The following is an 18,479-nucleotide window of genomic DNA, read 5'->3' as shown; positions in this document are numbered from 1 at the left end:
ACTGTGAATCCCGGCGTTGCAATAGCCGCCGTTGCCGTCGTTTCGGTGGCAACGGCAGTCATCGGCTTCTACGGGCTGCGGATCTCCCGGACCACGGGTGACTTCTACGTTGCGTCCCGGACCGTCCGCCCGTGGTGGAATGCCTCGGCCATCGGCGGCGAGTACCTCTCCGCCGCAAGCTTCCTCGGCGTGGCCGGGCTCATCCTGCTGTCCGGAACCGACGCGCTGTGGTTTCCGGTGGGTTACACCGCTGGATACCTGATGCTGCTGCTCTTCGTCGCGGCGCCGCTGCGGCGCTCCGGCGCGTACACCATTCCGGATTTCACCGAAGCCAGGCTGGATTCGCGGGTTGTCCGGAAGGTCACCAGCCTGGTGGTGGTGCTGGTTGGATGGCTGTACATCGTCCCCCAGCTGCATGGTGCCGCGCTGACCATCCGGATCACTACGGGACTTCCGTCCTGGGTGGGATCAGTGGCCGTGGTAATTGTTGTATGCCTGACGGTGGTCGCAGGCGGGATGCGCTCCATTACCTTCGTCCAGGCATTCCAGTACTGGCTTAAGCTCACTGCCCTGGCCGTCCCCATCCTATTCATCATGTTCATGCTGGCCGGCAACGGGACCCCCGCGCTGTCGCCGCCTGCCGTCAACCCCACCAACGCACCCCCTGCCGGGCTCTACCAGAACGTCTCCCTGCTGGTGGCACTGCTGTTCGGAACGCTGGGGTTGCCGCATGTGCTGGTGCGCTTCTACACCAACCCCGACGGGCAGTCCGCACGGCGGACCACCCTGATCGTCCTGGGGCTGCTGTCCGTGTTCTATCTGTTCCCTACCGCGTATGGCCTGGTGGGGCGGATGTTCGCGCCGGGCCTGGCGCGCGCCGGCCAGGCGGACGCCATGGTGCTGCTGCTCCCCGGCGAACTTGTCGGCGGCACGGCGGGAGACCTGCTCTCGGCACTGGTGGTGGCAGGCGCTTTCGCCGCTTTCCTGTCCACCACGTCCGGGCTGGTGGTTTCCCTGGCAGGAGTCATCAGCCAGGACGTCCTGGGCGGCGGCGTCGGTGGATTCCGCCTCGCAGCCGTCATATCCGCCGTCGTGCCCCTCGGCTTTGCGTTCATGACCGATTCCTTTGCCCTGGCCGGGAGCGTGGGCCTGGTGTTCGCCTTTACTGCCTCCACTGTCTGCCCGGTGCTGCTTCTGGGCATCTGGTGGCGGGGGCTGACCGACGCCGGCGCGGTGGCGGGCATGGTCTCCGGCGGGGTGCTTTGCGGCGGGGCCATGATCGCGGGAGCCCTTGGCGGCGCCGCCTCCACACCGGCCTGGCTCGCACAGCCGGCGGCGTGGAGCGTGCCCACTGCCTTTGCGGTTATGGTGCTCGTCTCCCGGGCCACAGCCAACCGGGTGCCCAAAACCATGGCGCGGGTCATGACCCGGCTTCATACCCCCGAAAGACCGCTGGCTACCGAACGCTGATAGGGCGGACAACTACGCCCTGACCAGTTACGGCGAAAGCCCGGCAGGAGGCGGTGCCACCGTCCATGCGGGCCCAGTTGCCCGCCAGCGGGCATATTGGGGACTGCGAGCACCTTATTAGTCGATGGCCGCCATGAGCTCGACCACGCGGTCCAGGAACGCGTCCACCTGGGCTTCCTCATAGCCGTCAGGCCCGGCGGCGGGGCGGAACACGGCCCGGCGGACGCTGTCCACGCTGAGCGGCTTGTCCTGTTCCAGGTATGCAACAAGCTCACGGCACAGCCTGTCCACGTCCGTGGTGTTGTAGCTGCGGGTCTTCTTCCTGGCAGGCCGGCGGAAACGGTCACCGTCGCGACGGTGGAGCCGGCCACGCAGGATCGCCGACAGGTTTCCGATCTCCCGGAGCCAGGCTTCCTCGCCGTGGGCTGCGATCAGTTCGTCCCGTTCCCTGCGGGCAAAGGCGTCTTCGAGCCGGTCCAGCGCAGCGTCCACGACGGAAGCGGAGTACCCGCCTTTGACCGGGTCGAAGGAGACGGCGCGGACATCCGCGCTGTTCACCGGCTGGGCTGCGGCTTCAGGGGTTTCCAGTGATACACGTGCCCGCTGCAGGAACTGGTCCACCTGCTTGGCGTTGTAGCCATACTCACTGCGCTGCACGCGCTCAAAGGAGGCAGGGATCTGCCGATGAATGTCCAATGCCACTTTGTTTCCTTCAATGCTCTTCAGCCGTAGCGCTGTTGCCACCATTTTATGGGCGCCCATGCCCGGCGGGGGTTTGTGTCAGGCCCCGGCGAAAAGTCCGTAGAGGACGAATACCACCGGTGATGCGAAAACGATGGAGTCGAGCCTGTCCATGACTCCACCGTGTCCAGGCAGGATACTGCTCATGTCTTTGACACCCAGCTCGCGCTTGACCATTGATTCAGCGAGGTCACCGGCCGTGGAGGCGGCTACGGTGCCGACCGCCAGCACCACCCCCACCCACCAGGGTTTGTCCAGGATGAACAGGCAGGCGAGGATGCCGATGACTACGGCGCCGCCCACGGAACCGGCAAAGCCCTCCCAGGATTTCTTGGGACTGATTTTCGGGGCCATTGGGTGCTTTCCCAGGGACGCGCCCACCAGGTAGCCGAAGGTGTCGTTCGAGACCACCAGAAGGAGCAGGATCGCTACCTGCCAGGCACCCTCGGGGATGGTCCCACCCGGCCAGAACCCCAGTGGGGACCCACCGCCGGCAGCGTGCAGCGGCAGAGCGGCAAAACTGATGAAGAACGGCACCCAGCCCAGGGTGAAGACTCCCGCGAAGATGCTGTTGGCTGAGCCGGCGGCACTTTCGATGGAACGCCAGAGCAGCACGGCCACGGAGCTCAGCAGCATGGCAAACAGGAGGCTTTCGATGCCGCCGAGATATGCCGCGAAGGGCATGGCGACGGTGCCGGTCATGACCGGCACGATGGGCATCCTGGTTCCGTTGGCTTCGAGGGCCCGGTATACCTCCCAGACACCGAAGACAGCGAAGGCGGTGGTTATGGCGACGAATCCGAGCGGAAGGAACAACAGCCCGCCCAGCACGGCGAACAACATGGCCAGGCCCACCACGACGGCGGCCGGCAGGTTCCGGCCGGCCTTCGGCGTCGGGTTGCTCCTGGGCTGCTTCCCCCGTATGCGCGCCCGTGCTGCGGGGGCCTGATCTGCCTCCCCCATCAGACTTCGAGCAGCTCTGCTTCCTTGCGCTTCAGCAGCTCATCGATGCCGTCGACGTGGGCCTTGGTGAGGCTGTCCAGTTCCTTCTCGGCCCGGGTGCCCTCGTCTTCGCCGGCTTCGCCGTCCTTGACCAGGCGGTCCAGGGTCTCCTTGGCCTTGCGGCGGATGTTGCGGATGGAAACCTTGGCGTCCTCGCCCTTGGTCTTGACGATCTTGACGTATTCCTTGCGGCGTTCCTTTGTCAGCTCCGGGATGGTGATCCGGATGACGTTGCCGTCGTTGGAGGGGTTCGCGCCGACTTCCGAGTCACTCAGTGCGCGCTCGATATCGCGCAGCGCCGTCTTGTCGAACGGGGTGATGAGGATGGTGCGGGCGTCCGGGATGGCGAAGGAGGCCAGCTGCTGAAGCGGGGTTGGCGAACCGTAGTACTCCACCAGGACTTTGTTGTACAGGCCCGGGTTGGCGCGGCCGGTGCGGATGGAAGCGAAGTCTTCCTTGGCTACCTCTACGGCCTTGTCCATCTTTTCTTCGGCTTCGAGCAAGGTTTCTTCGATCACGGTCTCTCCTCAGATTCTGGTGCAGTCCGGAGCACAGGCTCCATGCACACACGTGGTTCTGTTGCTGCTTCCGCCCCCGCCATCAGGGGCGGGGACGGAACTGTCCTGAAAACATCCTAGCCGCAGCTAGGCGCTGACCAGTGTGCCCAGCTTTTCGCCCAGGATGGCGCGGGTGACGTTGCCCTCACCCTCCATGCCGAAGACCACCATGGAGAGGTTGTTGTCCTTGCACATGGTCATCGCCGTCTGGTCCATGACCCGGATGTCGCGGCGAAGGGCGTCGTCGTAGCTGAGGGTCTCGAGCCGTTCGGCCGCCGGGTCCTTCTTGGGGTCGGCCGTGTAGACGGCGTCCACGCCGCTCTTGGCCATGAGGACCACGTCGGCGTGGACCTCAAGGGCACGCTGGGCGGCCACCGTGTCCGTGGAGAAGTAGGGCAGCCCGGCGCCGGCACCGAAGATGACCACGCGGCCCTTTTCCATGTGCCGGATGGCACGGCGCGGGATGTACGCTTCCGCCACCTGGCCCATGGTGATGGCGCTCTGGACACGGGTTTCCACGCCGGCCTGCTCCAGGAAGTCCTGGAGTGCCAGGCAGTTCATGACGGTTCCCAGCATGCCCATGTAGTCGGCGCGGGAACGGTCCATGCCGCTCTGGGACAGTTCGGCGCCGCGGAAGAAGTTGCCGCCGCCCACAACAATGGCCACCTCCACCTCCGGGACGGCTGCGGCGATCTGCTTTGCAACGTCGCGGACGGTCTCAGGGTCAACACCCAGCTTCCCGCCGCCGAAGACCTCGCCGGAGAGCTTCAGGAGGACCCGCCGCCTGCTTTTCTCTGGCTGGATTACAGTGTTGACGGCTTCCATGATGCCTTCCCGTTGAAGAGTCTGAAAAAAGGTTATCCTGCCGGGGCCGGTGCTCGATACCGGTCCCGTTGCATGCAAAAGGGGCGGCCACCGAAGTGGCCACCCCCTCACAGCTTCGACTAGGAGCCGACGCGGAAACGCGTGAACGCGGTTCCCTTGACACCGGCCTCCTGGAGGACCTGTGCCACAGACTTCTTGGCGTCCTTGGCGAAAGCCTGGTCAACCAGGACCTCACCCTTGTAGAAGCCCGTCACGCGGCCTTCCACAATCTTGGTGAGGGCAGCTTCGGGCTTGCCCTCAGCCTTGGCGGTCTCTTCGGCGATGCGGCGCTCGGACTCAACCAGGTCGGACGGAACGTCCTCGCGGCTCAGGTAGTTCGGGGCCATGGCGGCAATGTGGACGGCGACGTCGTGGGCGGCGGTGGCAGCGGCTTCGCCTTCACCGTCGACAGCGAACAGCACGCCAACCTGGGCCGGGAGGTCCTTGGAGGTCTTGTGCAGGTAAGCGTCGACCGTGGCACCTTCAACGCGGGAGATGCGGCGGACAACGACCTTTTCGCCGAGGACAGCGCCTTCTTCGACGACGACCTCGGACAGCGGCTTGCCGTCAACCTCGGTGGCGAGCAGGGTCTCAAGATCGGCGGCACCGGACTCAACGGCGACGGCCAGGACCTTGTCAGCCAGCTGGATGAACTTGTCAGCCTTGGCAACGAAGTCGGTCTCGCAGTTGACCTCGATCATGACGCCGACGCCGTTGCTTACCTTGGCGGCAACGAGGCCTTCAGCGGTGGAGCGGCCTTCACGCTTGGTAGCGCCCTTGAGGCCCTTGATGCGGATGATTTCGATGGCCTTCTCGGCGTCGCCGTTGGCCTCGTCAAGAGCCTTCTTGACATCCATCATGCCGGCACCGGTGCGCTCGCGCAGGGCCTTGATGTCCGCGGCAGTGTAGTTCGCCATGTGAACCCCTCTGTCTAGAAATTTGATGTGGTGTACGGACCGACAGGACGGCAGCCCACGCGGTGGGCTGCCATCCTGTCAGCAGCTCCGGCTGGTGACAGCGCGGAGAATCCGGATTTAGTTGTCTTACTTGGCGTCTTCTGCGGGAGCCTCGGCAGCGGCCGGGGCTTCAGCTTCTTCTGCCGGAGCAGCAGGGGCTGCAGCAGCTTCCTCAGCCTTGCTGCCTTCGAGGAGCTCGCGCTCCCACTCAGCCAGGGGCTCTTCCGGAGCTTCGGTGGTGCCGGTTGCACGCTGGTTGCGGGCGATCAGGCCCTCGGCAACGGCGTCGGCAACAACGCGGGTCAGGAGGTTCACGGAGCGGATGGCGTCGTCGTTGCCCGGGATCGGGAAGTCGACTTCGTCGGGATCGCAGTTGGTGTCCAGGATGGCCACAACCGGGATGTTCAGCTTCTTGGCCTCGTCAACGGCGAGGTGTTCCTTCTTGGTGTCCACGATCCAGAGCACGGACGGTGCCTTGGTCAGGTTGCGGATACCGCCGAGGTTGGACTCGAGCTTGGTGAGTTCGCGCTTGAGGAGCAGCAGCTCCTTCTTGGTGTATGCGGAACCGGCGACGTCGTCGAAGTCAATCTCTTCGAGTTCCTTCATGCGCTGGATGCGCTTGGCGACAGTCTGGAAGTTGGTCAGCATACCGCCGAGCCAGCGCTGGTTCACGTAGGGCTGGCCAACGCGGGTTGCCTGCTCGGCAATTGCTTCCTGGGCCTGCTTCTTGGTGCCGACGAAGAGCACGGTGCCGCCGTGGGCGACGGTGGCCTTGACGAACTCGTAGGCGCGGTCGATGTAGGACAGCGACTGCTGAAGGTCGATGATGTAGATGCCGTTGCGCTCGGTGAAGATGAAGCGCTTCATCTTCGGGTTCCAACGGCGGGTCTGGTGTCCAAAGTGGACGCCGCTGTCAAGCAGCTGGCGCATAGTTACGACGGGCATGCCGACGCTCCTTCCGGCAGGTCATTCATGAGAGAGCCCGGAGGCTTCTTACCCTGCCAATAGTTGACGGTTTTAATAGCGTGGCCCGGGCCGGGCCGTGCTCCTGGCATCCATCACACTTCCCATCCGTGCCTCGTGGCACGGACCGCAGGAGGCGCGATCCTCGAAGACGTCGCCGGGGCTTCGCCTTGTGGAGGGCTGGATGCGCGTAGTCAGCTGCTGCTCCCCCACACTCCTGAATGAGATGTGCCGACGCAATCCGGACAGGGGAATACACCGTGGAGGTGAACCACTGGGACGGGAAGCGTTGAGGGCGCAGCAAACTGCTCCACCAAGTGTACTACAGGCACCTGCGTCCGCCTGACAGCGATGCTGCGTTCCGCGCCTTATCCACATAGGTCCAAACCGGCCTGCCGGACTACTTTTTCAATGGCGCATGCTGGGCAGATGAAACCCCCGCTTCTCCTGGCAACACTCCTGCTCCTGCCAGCGTCAGTGGCTTCAACCACGCAGCCGCTGCCCTACACCCACCTCTCCTCCGGCCCGGCAGCCATGACGACGGCGTCCGGGCAGGCGGGTACGGATGTGGCGGCGCCCACGTGGAAGTGGCCCCTTACACCCCGGCCAAAGGTCCTGCTGGATTTTCATCCCCCGCCCAAGCCCTGGCTGAGCGGGCACAGGGGCGTGGACCTGGCAGCAACGCACCACGGCGCGCCGGTCACCTCGCCCGCGCCGGGAACTGTCAGCTTCGTGGGTGTGGTGGTGGACCGGCCGGTGATCACCATTAATCACGGCAACGGGCTGCGCAGCAGTTTCGAACCGGTTGAAAGTACGTTGGCGGTTGGCAGCATGGTTGCCGCGGGCCAGGACATCGGCACGGCCCTCCCCGGCCACTGCGGAGTATCAGCCTGCATCCACTGGGGCGTCCGCCGCGGCGACGACTATGTCAATCCCCTGCAGTTCGTCATGGACCTCCGGCCCTCCATCCTGCTGCCGCTGGGCGGCCCGCCGTAAAGCACGGGCGCCGGCCGGCGCCGGCAGGCGGTCAGACGATGGCTGATATGCCGGTGATCGCGCGGCCGGTCACCAGAGTGTTGATTTCGGCAGTTCCCTCATAGGAGTAAATCGCCTCGGCGTCGGCAAAGATCTTTGCCATCTCAAAGTCGGTCACGATCCCGTTGCCGCCCAGGATACTCCGGCCGATGGATACGCTGTCCCGCATCCGTTCGGTAGTGAACGCCTTGGCCAGGGCCGACTGTTCGTCCTTGGCCAGGCCTGCGTCCTCCAGCTGGGAGAGCCGCACCATCATGCCCATGGAGCTGACGGCATTGCCCAGGATCCTGACCAGCTGGCTTTGTATCAGCTGGAAGGAAGCCAGCGGCCGGCCGAACTGGTGGCGTTCCACTGCATAGCGCCGGGCAACATCGAAGGCAGCCAACTGCTGCCCTACGGCCTGCCAGGCGACGCCGAGCCTTGTGACTTTCAGGACCTTGTTGACATCGCGGAAGCTGTTGGCGTGCTCAAGCTTGAAGAAGTCCGGCACCACCACGTTGTCCAGGGTTATGTCGGCATTTTGGACCGTGCGGAGCGAGATTTTGTTCTCGATCTTTGTGGCACTGAATCCTGCCAGCTTTGTGTCCACCAGGAATCCCTTGACCTGGTTGTCCTCCACGTCCCGGGCGTAAACGACTACCCAGTCCGAGAAGGTGGCGTTGCCTATCCAGCGTTTGGCGCCGTTCAGGATCCAGCTGCCGCCCTCACGCCGGGCGGTGGTGCGCGTACCACCGGCCACATCGCTTCCGCCAAGGGGCTCTGTCAGGCCGAAGGCGCCTGTCTTCTTCAGGGCGTAAATGTCGGGAAGCCATTCATCCTTCTGCTCCCGGGAGGCAAGCACTTCTATGGAACCGGTGAACAACCCGTCGTGGACGCCCAGAAAGGTGGCGATGGACGCATCTGCCCGCGTTACTTCGGCGTGGAGCAGGCCCGCAAACAGATTCGAGTGCCCCTGCCGCCGGACCGGGCTGACCAGGTCGATATCGGCGAGCTTGGGAATGAGGTCCATGGGAAATTCCCCGCGGTTCCAGCAGTCCACGGCGATGGGCCGCACTTCCCGCGCCAGGAAGTCCCTGACCTCGGCCAGCCGGTCCTGTTCCTTGGCGGTCAGCAGCTGTTCAAAGGCGTAGAAATCGCCGTCAGCGTACGGAAGGTCGTTGAGTTCTGCAGCGGATGTGGACATGGCTACCTCACAGTTGATCATCGGTGACCGGGACACTCCAGGACGGGGCACGGTATGTTACTGGTCAGTAACTTACCGCAGTTCGGCCGTCCGGCAAAGAAACAGAGACGACTGAAGGCAAAGAAAAACCGCGGCCGATAATATCGGCCGCGGCAAAGGCGGAGGGTAGGGCTACTCGGACTTGAACCGAGGACCTTAGGATTATGAGTCCCGCGCTCTAACCAGCTGAGCTATAGCCCCTTAGTGCCCCGGACCTCCCATGCTGGTGGGCGGCGGCAGGGCAAAAACACTCTAGCAAACCCCGGAACGTGTTTAGACCACTTTGTCCTCGAAGCCCGCGCCGCGGTACAGGTCCTCAAAGGTCTGCAGGGTGCCCTGGATGCTGTGCGGCTCCACCATCTTGCGGCTCGCCTGGCCCATGGCCTGCCGCTGGTCCTTCGGAAGCTCCAGGATCTGGGTGATCTTCTTGGCGAGGTCGTCGCTGTCGTTCGGAGTGAAGAGGTAGCCGTTTTCGCCATCGCGCACCAGGTGCGGCAACGCCATGGCATCCGCAAGCACCACCGGGGTGGAGGCTGACATGGCTTCCAGGGTCACCAGTGACTGCAGCTCCGCCGTGCCCGGCATGCAGAAAACATCTGCCTGGATGTAGGCCTTCCGCAGGTCCTCGTCGCTGGCGAGGCCCAGGAACTTCACCCGGCTGCCCAAACGAAGGCGCTGCACCAGATCCTCCAGGGCCGCACGCACCTCGCCGCCACCCACGATCTCCAGGTGCACATTCAGCTCAGGCGGCGTCTTGCTGATCGCCTTGATGAGGACGTCCACGTGCTTTTCTTCCGCGAGCCTGCCGGCGAACATGACGGTGGGATACGGGTGCGGTTCAACCTGCTCACCGGGCTGGAGCTCGTACGCGGTGGAATCAATGCCGTTGGAGAGCGGCAGGACCTTGCGCAGGAATGCGTGCTCGTGCATTGCCTTGGCCGCCAGCGGTGTTGGCGTGGTGACCACGTCCGCCTTTCCCATCACCTTGCCCATGTCCTTCCAGGAGATGCGCCCGATGATGTCCTTGAACCACCGGGGAAACGGCAGGAAGGGGTTGAGGTTTTCCGGCATGAAGTGGTTGGTGGCAACGATCCGGACACCCCGCTTCAAGGCCTCGTAGAGGACGTGCTCGCCGATCATGTAGTGGCTCTGGATGTGGACGACGTCCGGCTTCACGCGGTCAAAAAGGAGGCTGATCTCCTTCTTGATTTCCCAGGGAAAGCAAAGGCGGAAGTACTCATGGGTGGGGGCGGCGTGGGAGCGGAGGCGGTGCACGGTGGCTTCTGACCGGAACTCGGTGAAGCTCTTCCCGTTATCCGCGCGGCAGGCCAGGACATGCACGTTGTGCCCCCGGCCGGTCATCCCCTTGGCCAGGCGGTAGCCGAACTGGGCTGCGCCGTTGATGTGGGGCGGATAGGTGTCCGCGGCGATCAGGATGGTCAGTGGCGGCTGGTCGGCTGGCGTGGTCACGTGGAGAACTCCTGATGGTCACGGTGCGGACAGCGTTGACTGACAGCACGGCTGGCCCGGCATGGTAGCGCCCGGTTCGTGGAACTGCTGGATCTGGTAGGCGGGAACGGGGTCTAGGGGGACGGCCTGCCCGCGGCCTTCCGCGCGTCTTTCCTGCGCTTGGTGACCTCGGGATGGTGCCGGGAAAGGGCGATAACCCCAACGATAGCAAGGGAAGCGGCCGTTCCCATGGCAATCGCCATAACGGCATGGACGTCCGGGCGGAGCTCACCAAGGATAACAATGCCGATGGCTATCCCCACAAGGGGATCGATCACAGTGAGTCCCGCGATCACGAGGTCGGGCGGACCTCCGGAGTAGGCGCTTTGGACAAACCATGACCCCAGCCCTCCCGCGGCGATGAGGGCCACTACCGAGTACCACTGAACGTTCAGCAGGAACAGACCGTTCGGATCGAGCAGGTTCTTGCCGATGATGCGCGTCAATACTGCCACGAATCCAAAAAGGACCCCTGCGCCGAGGATGTAGACGAAAGCGTTAATCCGGTGCCTGAACATGACGGCCAATGTGCCGAAGACTCCGACGGCGAGGGCCAGCAGCAGCACGATCGTGAGCTCATCGGTCAGGCTCACATGGTGGTTTTCCCGGGTGACGTTCACCGCGAGCAGCACAAAGAGCGCAGAGCCCGTCACGCAGGCGGCGATGGCCACCACCGTTGCCCGGTTGATGGTGAGGTCCTGGTCCTTGGCATTAATGATGGTTGTGATGACGAGCGCGATGGCGCCAATTGGCTGGACCACAGTGAGCGGGGCGGACACAAGCGCCACCGCGTTCATGGCCATGCCGGCGCACAGCAGCAGGAGGCCGAACACCCAGCGCGGGTTCCTGAGCAGGCGGAGGAAGCTGTTCGAACTGAGTGCCAAACCGCCCGTGTCGGCCTTGACGGCGCTTCCCTGCCGCTGGGCACCCAGGGCAAGGCAGAAGGCTCCAAGCAGCGCAAGGAAAACGGCCACCCATACCATCAGCTGGTCCCGCCGTCGGGCCCGCTGCGCATCCTGCCCTTGCGCAGGATGGCCCAGAAGTAGTTGTAGGCGGCGATCCAATGGCCCACCAGGCCCAAACCGAGCACTATCCAGGCGGTCACGAACAACCCGAACGAGTACCCGGTATCCAACCTGGAGAGAACCAGCATCGGTGTCCCCAGGAGAAGCAGCCCGGTCCGCACCTTGCCCACCATGCTGACCGGAAGGTCGGGATGGCCGCGGAAGAGCGAGAGCGTCAGGACCAGCAGCACGGCGTCCGGGATCACCAACGCCGCCAGGTACAGCCAGTGGACGACGCCGGCAATCACCAGGGTGACGGCGACGGCGATCAGGGCAAGCCGGTCGGCGATGGGATCCAGGACCCGGCCCAGCTTGGAAGCCTGGTCGAAGCGGCGGGCAATGTAGCCATCAATCCAGTCGGTACTGGCCATGACGGCAAGGACAACAACACCGGCCCCGTACTCCTTCTGCGCCAGGACCAGCCAGATGAAGAGCGGAACTCCCATGAACCGCACCACCGTGAGCAGGTTCGGGATGGTGAACACCAGGTCATGGTCCACCTGGGGGCGGCCGGGACGGGCGCCGGCACCAATGAACTTCACCCGTCCCCCTTTCCTTCCTGCTGCCTGGTCGGCGCGGTCCTGCAGTTGTTGGCCCGTGGTTCCTGGCCCGGTGCAAACTGCCGGTCAGCAGCCTGGCCGGCCGATGCTAGTAGGTACGAAGCAACTTCCGGAGCAGGACCACAAGGACGGTACCGGCGGCAACGAAGGCCGTCAGCGGCTTCCAGCGTTTCTGCAGTTCACCCGTGGACGCGGACAGGCCAGCCAGTTTTTCACTGGCAATGTCCTTCCCCTGGACGGCGAGGACCTGGCCCTGCCGCACCTTGACCTGGGCGGCAGCGAGGAGGTGCCGCGCCTGTGTCTTAACGTCCAGTTCGGTTCCCAGTTCGTCGCGGACCTCCGTGAGGTGGTGCCGGCGCTGGTTAAGGCGGCGGGCGAGCTCAGGTTCGGAGGCGTGCGGGAATTCCTTGTCGTGCTCGGCTGCCTTCGCTGCCTTCTCGGCCTTGGCCTTGGCTGCGGCCTCTTCCTTGGCGGCCTTGGCAGCTTTAGCTTCCGGGCTGTTCGGGTCGAGGACGGCAGGGTTGAAGGCGGAACCTTCCCTGGCGATGCCGACGTCGTGCTTAATCCCGCGGATGGTCTCCTCGGGCATCAGGGGCATGGCCTTCTTGAACTTGCGGAGGCCGATCAGGCCGCCGATGAGGGCGATCAACAGGAAGGCCGCTGACACCAGGAGGGCGGCCAGCCACGCGGGCATGATGGTGGCCAGTCCCATGATGGCCGCCACGATGAGTCCGGTCACCAGGAAGAGGAGGAAAACCAGGGCCACGGCGAAGAAGGCGGCGGCCACTCCGAGCTGGATCCCCTTGCGCTTGAGCTCAATCTTGGCGAACGCGATCTCGTCGTTCAGCTGGCGCGGAGCCAGCCGGAAAAGGAGTTTAAGCGTCCCTGGGAGCGCGGCGATGCGCAATCCCGGGCTGGTCCGCCCGCTGTGACGTCCGCTCATCGGTTCCGCCTTACTGGTCATGTCGATCCGGCTTCCGTATGCTGCGGGAAAGTGCGTCGGCACAGTCCCCGCCACAAAACTATCATTCAGGTTCAGGGCGAACTTCGGGGCTTGCCGGACGGCACGGCCTACAACGCTGCAAAAATGGCTGGCACCGGGCCTAGGATGGACATCCGTGACCACTCCCTCCAATCCGGGCGATTTGCTGAGCCGACGCCGGAAACTTCTGTACATTCTCCTTCTTGGCGCCCTGACCGCCCTGGGTCCGTTCACGATCGACCTGTACCTTCCGGCGTTTCCGGCGCTCGAGGCGGGCCTCGGAGTGACCCAGGCACAGGTCCAGCTGACCCTGGCCGGCACAACGTTGGGCTTTGCTTTCGGCCAGCTGGTGGTGGGTCCCTTCAGCGACAAGTTCGGGCGCAGGAACCCGCTGATCCTGGCGACGGCACTGCACATCGCCGCATCGCTGGGAGCCGCGCTGTCCACCGACATCACAACACTGGGCATCTTCCGTGTGCTGATGGGGGTCGGCGCAGCCGGCGGCGGTGTGGTGGCCATGGCGATGGTGCGGGACCTGTTCTCCGGATACGCCATGGTGCGGATGTTCTCGCGCATGAGCCTGGTCAATGGACTGGCACCCATCCTGGCCCCCGTGATCGGCTCCCAGCTCCTGCTGGTGATGCAGTGGCCCGGAATCTTTGTGTTCCTGGCCTCCTACGGCACCCTGGTCATTGTCGCGGCGCTGTTCCTGGTGCGCGAGACCCTTCCGCCGGAAAAACGGGGGCAGAGCGGCCTTACGGTCCGGCAGCGCTACCGGGTGCTTTTCCGTGACCGGATCTTTGTGGGCCTTCTGATGGTGGCTGGGCTGAACTTCGGCGGCCTGTTCACCTACCTTTCCGCCTCGCCATTCCTGTTCCAGGACGTATTCGGGTTTTCCGCACAGGAGTACGGGCTTCTCTTCGGCGTCAACTCGCTGGGCATCGTGGCCGGTGTGCAGACAAGCTCGCGGCTGATCCGGCGTGTTCCGCCGCAATGGATCCTGGCCGGAGCCACAGCCTGGATGTTCCTGATGGCCATGCTGATCGTGGTGTTCGACCAACTGGGCCTGGGCCTGTGGGGCGTGATGGTTCCGCTGTGGTTCTACATCATGGGAACCGGCTTTATGTTCCCCTGCGTCCAGGTGCTGGCCCTCGCCAGCCACGCCTCGCAGGCCGGAACCGCTGCCTCGCTGCTGGGCGCGGCCACCTTCGCGATGGCCGGCCTGATCTCACCCGTGGTGGGCTGGCTGGGCATTACAAGCGCCACGCCCATGGGGGCGGTACAGGCAGCATGCATCCTGCTGGCAATCGGGGCGCTCTGGCTGGTGGTCCGGCCCCGCACGGTTCCGTCAATCCATTGACCGGGCAATTCCAATGAACCGGGCAATCCAGATGAACAGGCAGGTCCAATGAACAGCAGCAAGCGCAGGCCGCACCGGAACGGGCGGGGACTCTTCCTGGGAGCGGTGCTGGGCGCCGTCGTGGGCTACTTCACAGGGCGCGTCCTCGGAAATCCGGCCATGGGGATCGTGCTTGGCGTACTGGCCGGCGCGGCCCTGCTGTACAGGGTCAACCCCGGCCCGTGGAAGCGTCCCTGAAGCAACACCTTTGTGGGCAACGCGCCGCCAGTCTGCCACTCGAAGCCTTTACCGCGATAAAATGGTGTCTGTGCCCAGCTGGCAGGACCAACCGCCGCTTCCGGCCACATGGCAACGATGCGATACCGGAATCCTGCCATTGTGGTGGGACCGGTTGTGCGCCCAGACCGGCCAGCAGTCGGCCGCCCTCTATGCCGCCGGACTGTTCACCGAAGACCGCCGCCGGCCCATCGCACAATGGTTCAACCCCGCGTTCAACGCGGCACTGCTCGTTGCGCCCGAGACTTCACCGGAGTGGCCGGTGCAGCGTTTTGGAATCTTCTACGCACCCCCGGATACCGGCTTCGTCAGGGTGCATTCGGCACCGCACGAATGGAACCCGCGCCAGCCCCGGAAGTCCCCCACCGAAAAGGAAGCCTTCGAGGCTGCCATTGTGGAAGCCGAGAGGTTCCTGCAGGTGGAAATGGACTTCGTCTGAAACACGCGGAAAGCCTGCGGTGCCCGTGTCCCGCACCCCGTTTCAGCGACGGGGAGGAGCCGCCACGGCCGGATGGTCCCAGCGCATCACGAAGTCGGCCTGTCGGAGGGCAGCCGAGCTGCCGAGCAGTCCCATGGCCCGCAGCATTCCATTTCGAAGCACTTGCCCGGCCGGGTTCCGCATCGTGGCGAACCGGGCAACCTGTTCGGACCGGCGGACAATGAGCGAGGTCCTTGGCATCCGGGCCGCGGTGTAATCCGCCAGGCCGTCACTTATAGTGCCCGACCCGTCCAGGCAATAGGCAAGGGTGACGGCGTCCTCTATGGCCTGGCATGCCCCCTGGCCCAAATTGGGAGCCATGGCGTGCGCTGCATCGCCCAGAATCGCTGCCTTGCCGCGGTGGAAGGCCGGCAACGGGACCCGCATTGAGTGGATATCCGCGCGCAGGACCGCCTCTGCATCGATCCGTCCGATGACGTCGGGGACGGGAGGACGCAGGTTCCCAAACCTGCGCATCAGTTCAGCTTTCTCATCGGCTCCGGTCCGCCGCGGCATCGGTTCGTCCACGGCGGCCTCAGCAAAGACGTACAGCCGCCCGTCCTTCATCGGCAACATGCCGAACTCGCCGCACCGGCTCCATGTGGTGCCCATCAGGTAGTCGATGCCGTCCGACGGCACGAGTGCCTGCCAGGCTGTCAGCCCCGCGTAGGCAGGGCCAGGATGCCCCGGGAAGAGTGCTGTCCTGGCTGCTGACCGGATGCCGTCCGCCGCCACCAGCAGCCTCCCCCTGTAGCGTGGCGAGGGCATGGATCTGTTCCACGATGCGGCCAGGGATGGTATCCAGTGCATGCTGCGCGTTGGGCGCCATGATCAGTGCGTACCCCACCGGCCGGAGTGCCGCCGTCCGCTCCAGGACCTGAACGTTCCAGCCCCTGCCCGCCAGGGCGAGCCCGGCGGTCAGCCCGCCAATGCCTGCGCCGATGATGATCGCCTGGCGCGTGGCTGAGCCTGTCATGATCCCACTCCTCGTCGGCGGCACGGCACCAGCATCCGTCCTCCCCCATCATGCACTCAGCCAGGTGGCATGAGAAGAGGCGTTACCGGACGGAGGGGCAGAAAGAAAAATCCCCGTTCCTCCAGCAAAGGAACGGGGATATTTCTGTGTGGCTCCTCCTGCTGGACTTGAACCAGCAACCCTTCGATTAACAGTCGAATGCTCTGCCAATTGAGCTAAGGAGGAATGAAGCAGGTATGACATTAGCAAAGGATTCCGGCGAAAGTGAAATCGGCGGATTTCCGGGCCCTGGCGCCGTTCCCGGCATAAAAAATCCCCGTTCCGGAGTACGGAACGGGGATTGGCAGCTCCTCCTGCTGGACTTGAACCAGCAACCCTTCGATTAACAGTCGAATGCTCTGCCAATTGAGCTAAGGAGGAATGAAGCGGGTATCAGCCTAGCAAACGCACTGGCTGGAAGCGAAATCGGCAAACGATCCCGAACCATCCGGCTCGTCCGGACGGGGTGGGTCAGGCATCCGGGCGCAGCGCCCGGCGTTCCATCTCCAGCATCATCAGTTCACGGTTGAGCCTCTGGTACGTTTCGGGATCAGCCGTGGGGTCAAGCCGCTGAAGCTGGCCCATCTTGTCCGCCTTGACCCGCGTGATCTGAAGTTCGAACAGCCTTGAGAGGATGTCCCGGCAATACTTCTGGACGGCTTCCTCGGTGCTGGCGGGCAACGGAACCACGGCAAGCTCGGAGACCAGGGGCCGCAGCGGTTCGGGAACCTCATGCATCACCTGCTCCACCCACCGGACGGGATCAGCGGTGAGGGCGGGGTCCGTGGCCCGCATCGCATCATGGACAGCCTGGAAGGCAGGGGTGACGAACCGTGCAGCGGAAAAACGCTCCCAGATGCCGCCGCCAAGCAGCGACGGTTCCTGCAAGGCCACCTCCAGCGCCTGCCGCTCCATGGAGGCCACCGGGTCCCGGGGGTCGGGCCGATGGTAGGACGGTACAGCTCCCGACGGCGGCCCTGCAGCCACTCCCGGCGACCCTGCCCTTGCCGACGGACCGGACGTGGCGGCTGCTCCCGCGCCGACGGCAGGAGCCCCTCCCTGGTCACCCCGTTTGACGGCTGCCGTGACCAGCCGCAGCACCTCGTTGGGATCCGGCATGCCCAGCCAGCCGGTCAGCGCCTGGCAGTAGCCTGTACGGGTGGAGGCGTCACGAATGGCCGCCACCACCGGGACCGAAGCTTTCAGGCCCTGCACACGCCCTTCCACGGTATCCAGGTTGAACTGCTTCAAGGTAGTGCGGATGGCGAATTCGAACAGTGGCCGGCGGGACTGCACCAGCGCGTGCACGGCTTCGTCGCCCTTGCTTTGGCGAAGGTCGCACGGATCGGCACCAGTGGGTTCCACGGCCACGTACGTCTGTGCAGTGAAGCGCTGGTCCTCCTCGAAGGCACGCAGCGCGGCCTTCTGGCCGGCGGCGTCGCCGTCGAAGGTGAAGACGACCTCTCCCCCGGTGCCGTCGTCGGAAAGCAGCCGCCGGGCAATCTTGATGTGCTCGGTGCCGAACGCGGTGCCGCAGGTGGCTACCGCCGTCGTGATTCCGGCCAGGTGGCAGGCCATCACGTCGGTGTAGCCCTCCACCACCACCAGCTGGCGGTCCTTGGCAATGCTGCGCTTGGCGAGGTCGATCCCGTAGAGGACCTGGGATTTCTTGTACAGCGCGGTCTCGGGGGTGTTGAGGTATTTGGGGCCCTGGTCGTCCTCGTAGAGCTTGCGCGCCCCGAAGCCGATGGTGTCCCCGGCAATGTCCTTGATGGGCCAGATCAGGCGGCCACGGAAGCGGTCGTAGATGCCGCGGTTGCCCTCGGAGAACATGCCGGTAAGCTTCAGCTCCGCGTCCGTGAAGCCGCGGCCGCGGAGGTGCTTGAGGAGCGCGTCCCATCCCTGCGGTGCGTAACCGCAGCCGAAGTGTTCCGCTGCCGCGCGGTCGAAGCCGCGGCCATGCAGGAAAGTCCTCGCCTCGGCCGCGCCGGGCGTCAGGAGCTGGGCGCGGAAAAACTCATCCGCAATCTTGTGCGCGTCCAGCAGCCGCTGGCGGCGCCCTACTTCCTCCCGGTTGGGCCCGGTTCCGCCGTCCTCGTACCGCAGCTCATAGCCGATACGGGCGGCGAGCTTCTCAACGGCTTCCTGGAAGGAGCTGTGGTCCTGCTTCTGGACGAAGGCGATGACGTCGCCATCCTCGCCGCAGCCAAAGCAGTGGTAGCGGCCCACCTGCGGGCGGACCGTGAACGACGGCGAGCGCTCGTCATGGAACGGGCACAGGCCTTTGAAGGTCCCCAGGCCGGCGCCCTTGAGCGTGACGTAGCCGTCAACCACTTCCTTGATGTCCGTGCGCTGGCGTACTTCGTCGATATCTTCACGTTTGATCAGGCCAGCCACAGAGCCATCCTAATGCTGAGGTACGACG

The 18,479-nt window shown here is 64.5% G+C and carries 18 protein-coding genes and 3 tRNA genes; 5 read left to right on the top strand and 16 right to left on the bottom strand.

Going from position 1 to position 18,479, the window contains the following annotated elements; all coding sequences use genetic code 11:
- Nucleotides 1-3 precede the first annotated feature (3 nt).
- Entirely contained in the window at nucleotides 4-1,470 is a 1,467-nt protein-coding gene (locus NXY83_RS07200) for a cation acetate symporter (RefSeq protein ID WP_258805401.1), read from the top strand.
- 117 nt (nucleotides 1,471-1,587) lie between these two features.
- Here the strand turns inward: NXY83_RS07200 and NXY83_RS07195 are convergent, their stop codons facing one another.
- The 6 genes from NXY83_RS07195 to rpsB all read right to left on the bottom strand — a co-directional run bounded on the left by NXY83_RS07195 (nucleotide 1,588) and on the right by rpsB (nucleotide 6,535).
- Nucleotides 1,588-2,172, bottom strand: coding sequence for a DivIVA domain-containing protein (locus NXY83_RS07195; protein WP_258805400.1), 585 nt, complete (start codon nucleotides 2,170-2,172; stop codon nucleotides 1,588-1,590).
- Between the two features lie 78 nt (nucleotides 2,173-2,250).
- On the bottom strand, nucleotides 2,251-3,174 hold the full coding sequence (locus NXY83_RS07190) for a phosphatidate cytidylyltransferase (RefSeq protein WP_258805399.1): 924 nt from the start codon (nucleotides 3,172-3,174) through the stop codon (nucleotides 2,251-2,253).
- Complete coding sequence (frr, locus tag NXY83_RS07185; protein WP_258805398.1) at nucleotides 3,174-3,731, bottom strand: ribosome recycling factor; 558 nt, start codon at nucleotides 3,729-3,731, stop codon at nucleotides 3,174-3,176. Before frr ends, NXY83_RS07190 begins: the two co-directional genes overlap by 1 nt.
- Before the next feature lie 126 nt (nucleotides 3,732-3,857).
- Nucleotides 3,858-4,595, bottom strand: a complete 738-nt coding sequence (pyrH, locus tag NXY83_RS07180) for a UMP kinase (protein WP_258805397.1) — start codon at nucleotides 4,593-4,595, stop codon at nucleotides 3,858-3,860.
- Between the two features lie 119 nt (nucleotides 4,596-4,714).
- A complete protein-coding gene (gene tsf, locus NXY83_RS07175) occupies nucleotides 4,715-5,551 on the bottom strand; it encodes a translation elongation factor Ts (protein ID WP_258805396.1) in 837 nt (278 codons plus the stop codon).
- 126 nt (nucleotides 5,552-5,677) lie between these two features.
- Nucleotides 5,678-6,535: a 30S ribosomal protein S2 gene (gene rpsB, locus NXY83_RS07170; protein WP_258805395.1), complete on the bottom strand. Its 858-nt coding sequence runs from the start codon at nucleotides 6,533-6,535 to the stop codon at nucleotides 5,678-5,680.
- Nucleotides 6,536-6,982: 447 nt separating this feature from the next.
- Between rpsB and NXY83_RS07165 the strand changes: the two genes are divergently transcribed.
- Entirely contained in the window at nucleotides 6,983-7,549 is a 567-nt protein-coding gene (locus NXY83_RS07165; RefSeq protein WP_258805394.1) for a M23 family metallopeptidase, read from the top strand.
- 31 nt (nucleotides 7,550-7,580) lie between these two features.
- On the opposite strand, the gene NXY83_RS07160 is transcribed toward NXY83_RS07165, so the two are convergent.
- From NXY83_RS07160 to NXY83_RS07135, 6 genes are all read right to left on the bottom strand, one after another.
- On the bottom strand, nucleotides 7,581-8,771 hold the full coding sequence (locus NXY83_RS07160) for an acyl-CoA dehydrogenase family protein (protein ID WP_258805393.1): 1,191 nt from the start codon (nucleotides 8,769-8,771) through the stop codon (nucleotides 7,581-7,583).
- 166 nt (nucleotides 8,772-8,937) lie between these two features.
- A tRNA-Ile gene (locus NXY83_RS07155) sits at nucleotides 8,938-9,011 on the bottom strand.
- Between the two features lie 72 nt (nucleotides 9,012-9,083).
- Nucleotides 9,084-10,280, bottom strand: a complete 1,197-nt coding sequence (locus NXY83_RS07150; protein ID WP_258805392.1) for a glycosyltransferase — start codon at nucleotides 10,278-10,280, stop codon at nucleotides 9,084-9,086.
- Between the two features lie 113 nt (nucleotides 10,281-10,393).
- Complete coding sequence (locus tag NXY83_RS07145) at nucleotides 10,394-11,302, bottom strand: DMT family transporter (protein ID WP_258805391.1); 909 nt, start codon at nucleotides 11,300-11,302, stop codon at nucleotides 10,394-10,396.
- Complete coding sequence (locus tag NXY83_RS07140; RefSeq protein ID WP_258805390.1) at nucleotides 11,302-11,925, bottom strand: CDP-alcohol phosphatidyltransferase family protein; 624 nt, start codon at nucleotides 11,923-11,925, stop codon at nucleotides 11,302-11,304. The genes NXY83_RS07145 and NXY83_RS07140 overlap by 1 nt, the downstream gene beginning before the upstream one ends.
- Nucleotides 11,926-12,031: 106 nt before the next feature.
- Complete coding sequence (locus NXY83_RS07135; protein WP_258805389.1) at nucleotides 12,032-12,886, bottom strand: phage holin family protein; 855 nt, start codon at nucleotides 12,884-12,886, stop codon at nucleotides 12,032-12,034.
- Between the two features lie 175 nt (nucleotides 12,887-13,061).
- Between NXY83_RS07135 and NXY83_RS07130 the strand changes: the two genes are divergently transcribed.
- The 3 genes from NXY83_RS07130 (at nucleotide 13,062) to NXY83_RS07120 (ending at nucleotide 15,000) form a co-directional block, all read left to right on the top strand.
- A complete protein-coding gene (locus NXY83_RS07130; protein WP_258805388.1) occupies nucleotides 13,062-14,285 on the top strand; it encodes a multidrug effflux MFS transporter in 1,224 nt (407 codons plus the stop codon).
- A gap of 48 nt (nucleotides 14,286-14,333) precedes the next feature.
- The gene (locus tag NXY83_RS07125) at nucleotides 14,334-14,522 is read left to right on the top strand and encodes a hypothetical protein (RefSeq protein ID WP_258805387.1); all 189 of its coding nucleotides are present in this window, start codon (nucleotides 14,334-14,336) and stop codon (nucleotides 14,520-14,522) included.
- Between the two features lie 70 nt (nucleotides 14,523-14,592).
- Entirely contained in the window at nucleotides 14,593-15,000 is a 408-nt protein-coding gene (locus tag NXY83_RS07120; protein WP_258805386.1) for a hypothetical protein, read from the top strand.
- Between the two features lie 42 nt (nucleotides 15,001-15,042).
- Here NXY83_RS07120 and NXY83_RS07115 read toward each other — a convergent pair whose 3' ends face one another.
- The 4 genes from NXY83_RS07115 to dnaG all read right to left on the bottom strand — a co-directional run bounded on the left by NXY83_RS07115 (nucleotide 15,043) and on the right by dnaG (nucleotide 18,451).
- Nucleotides 15,043-15,807: an FAD-dependent monooxygenase gene (locus NXY83_RS07115; protein ID WP_258805385.1), complete on the bottom strand. Its 765-nt coding sequence runs from the start codon at nucleotides 15,805-15,807 to the stop codon at nucleotides 15,043-15,045.
- A 357-nt stretch (nucleotides 15,808-16,164) separates the two neighbouring features.
- Nucleotides 16,165-16,240: transfer RNA gene (locus NXY83_RS07110), tRNA-Asn, on the bottom strand.
- A gap of 122 nt (nucleotides 16,241-16,362) precedes the next feature.
- Nucleotides 16,363-16,435, bottom strand: a tRNA-Asn gene (locus NXY83_RS07105).
- A 90-nt stretch (nucleotides 16,436-16,525) separates the two neighbouring features.
- Nucleotides 16,526-18,451 (bottom strand): DNA primase, encoded by a 1,926-nt coding sequence (gene dnaG, locus NXY83_RS07100; RefSeq protein WP_258805384.1) that lies wholly within the window; start codon nucleotides 18,449-18,451, stop codon nucleotides 16,526-16,528.
- Nucleotides 18,452-18,479: the final 28 nt, after the last annotated feature.

It is taken from the genome of Pseudarthrobacter sp. NS4, assembly GCF_024758005.1.
Taxonomy (GTDB): Bacteria; Actinomycetota; Actinomycetes; order Actinomycetales; family Micrococcaceae; genus Arthrobacter.
This window is presented reverse-complemented; position numbering and strand designations above follow the sequence as displayed.

Excerpts from the sequence above, each read along its gene's own strand:
- NXY83_RS07190 (WP_258805399.1), bottom strand. The coding sequence starts at position 3,174 with ATGGGGGAGGCAGATCAGGCCCCCGCAGCACGGGCGCGCATACGGGGG.
- pyrH (WP_258805397.1), bottom strand. The coding sequence starts at position 4,595 with ATGGAAGCCGTCAACACTGTAATCCAGCCAGAGAAAAGCAGGCGGCGG.
- tsf (WP_258805396.1), bottom strand. The coding sequence starts at position 5,551 with ATGGCGAACTACACTGCCGCGGACATCAAGGCCCTGCGCGAGCGCACC.
- rpsB (WP_258805395.1), bottom strand. The coding sequence starts at position 6,535 with ATGCCCGTCGTAACTATGCGCCAGCTGCTTGACAGCGGCGTCCACTTT.
- NXY83_RS07165 (WP_258805394.1), top strand. The coding sequence starts at position 6,983 with ATGAAACCCCCGCTTCTCCTGGCAACACTCCTGCTCCTGCCAGCGTCA.
- NXY83_RS07160 (WP_258805393.1), bottom strand. The coding sequence starts at position 8,771 with ATGTCCACATCCGCTGCAGAACTCAACGACCTTCCGTACGCTGACGGC.
- NXY83_RS07145 (WP_258805391.1), bottom strand. The coding sequence starts at position 11,302 with ATGGTATGGGTGGCCGTTTTCCTTGCGCTGCTTGGAGCCTTCTGCCTT.
- NXY83_RS07135 (WP_258805389.1), bottom strand. The coding sequence starts at position 12,886 with ATGAGCGGACGTCACAGCGGGCGGACCAGCCCGGGATTGCGCATCGCC.
- NXY83_RS07125 (WP_258805387.1), top strand. The coding sequence starts at position 14,334 with ATGAACAGCAGCAAGCGCAGGCCGCACCGGAACGGGCGGGGACTCTTC.
- NXY83_RS07115 (WP_258805385.1), bottom strand. The coding sequence starts at position 15,807 with ATGCCCTCGCCACGCTACAGGGGGAGGCTGCTGGTGGCGGCGGACGGC.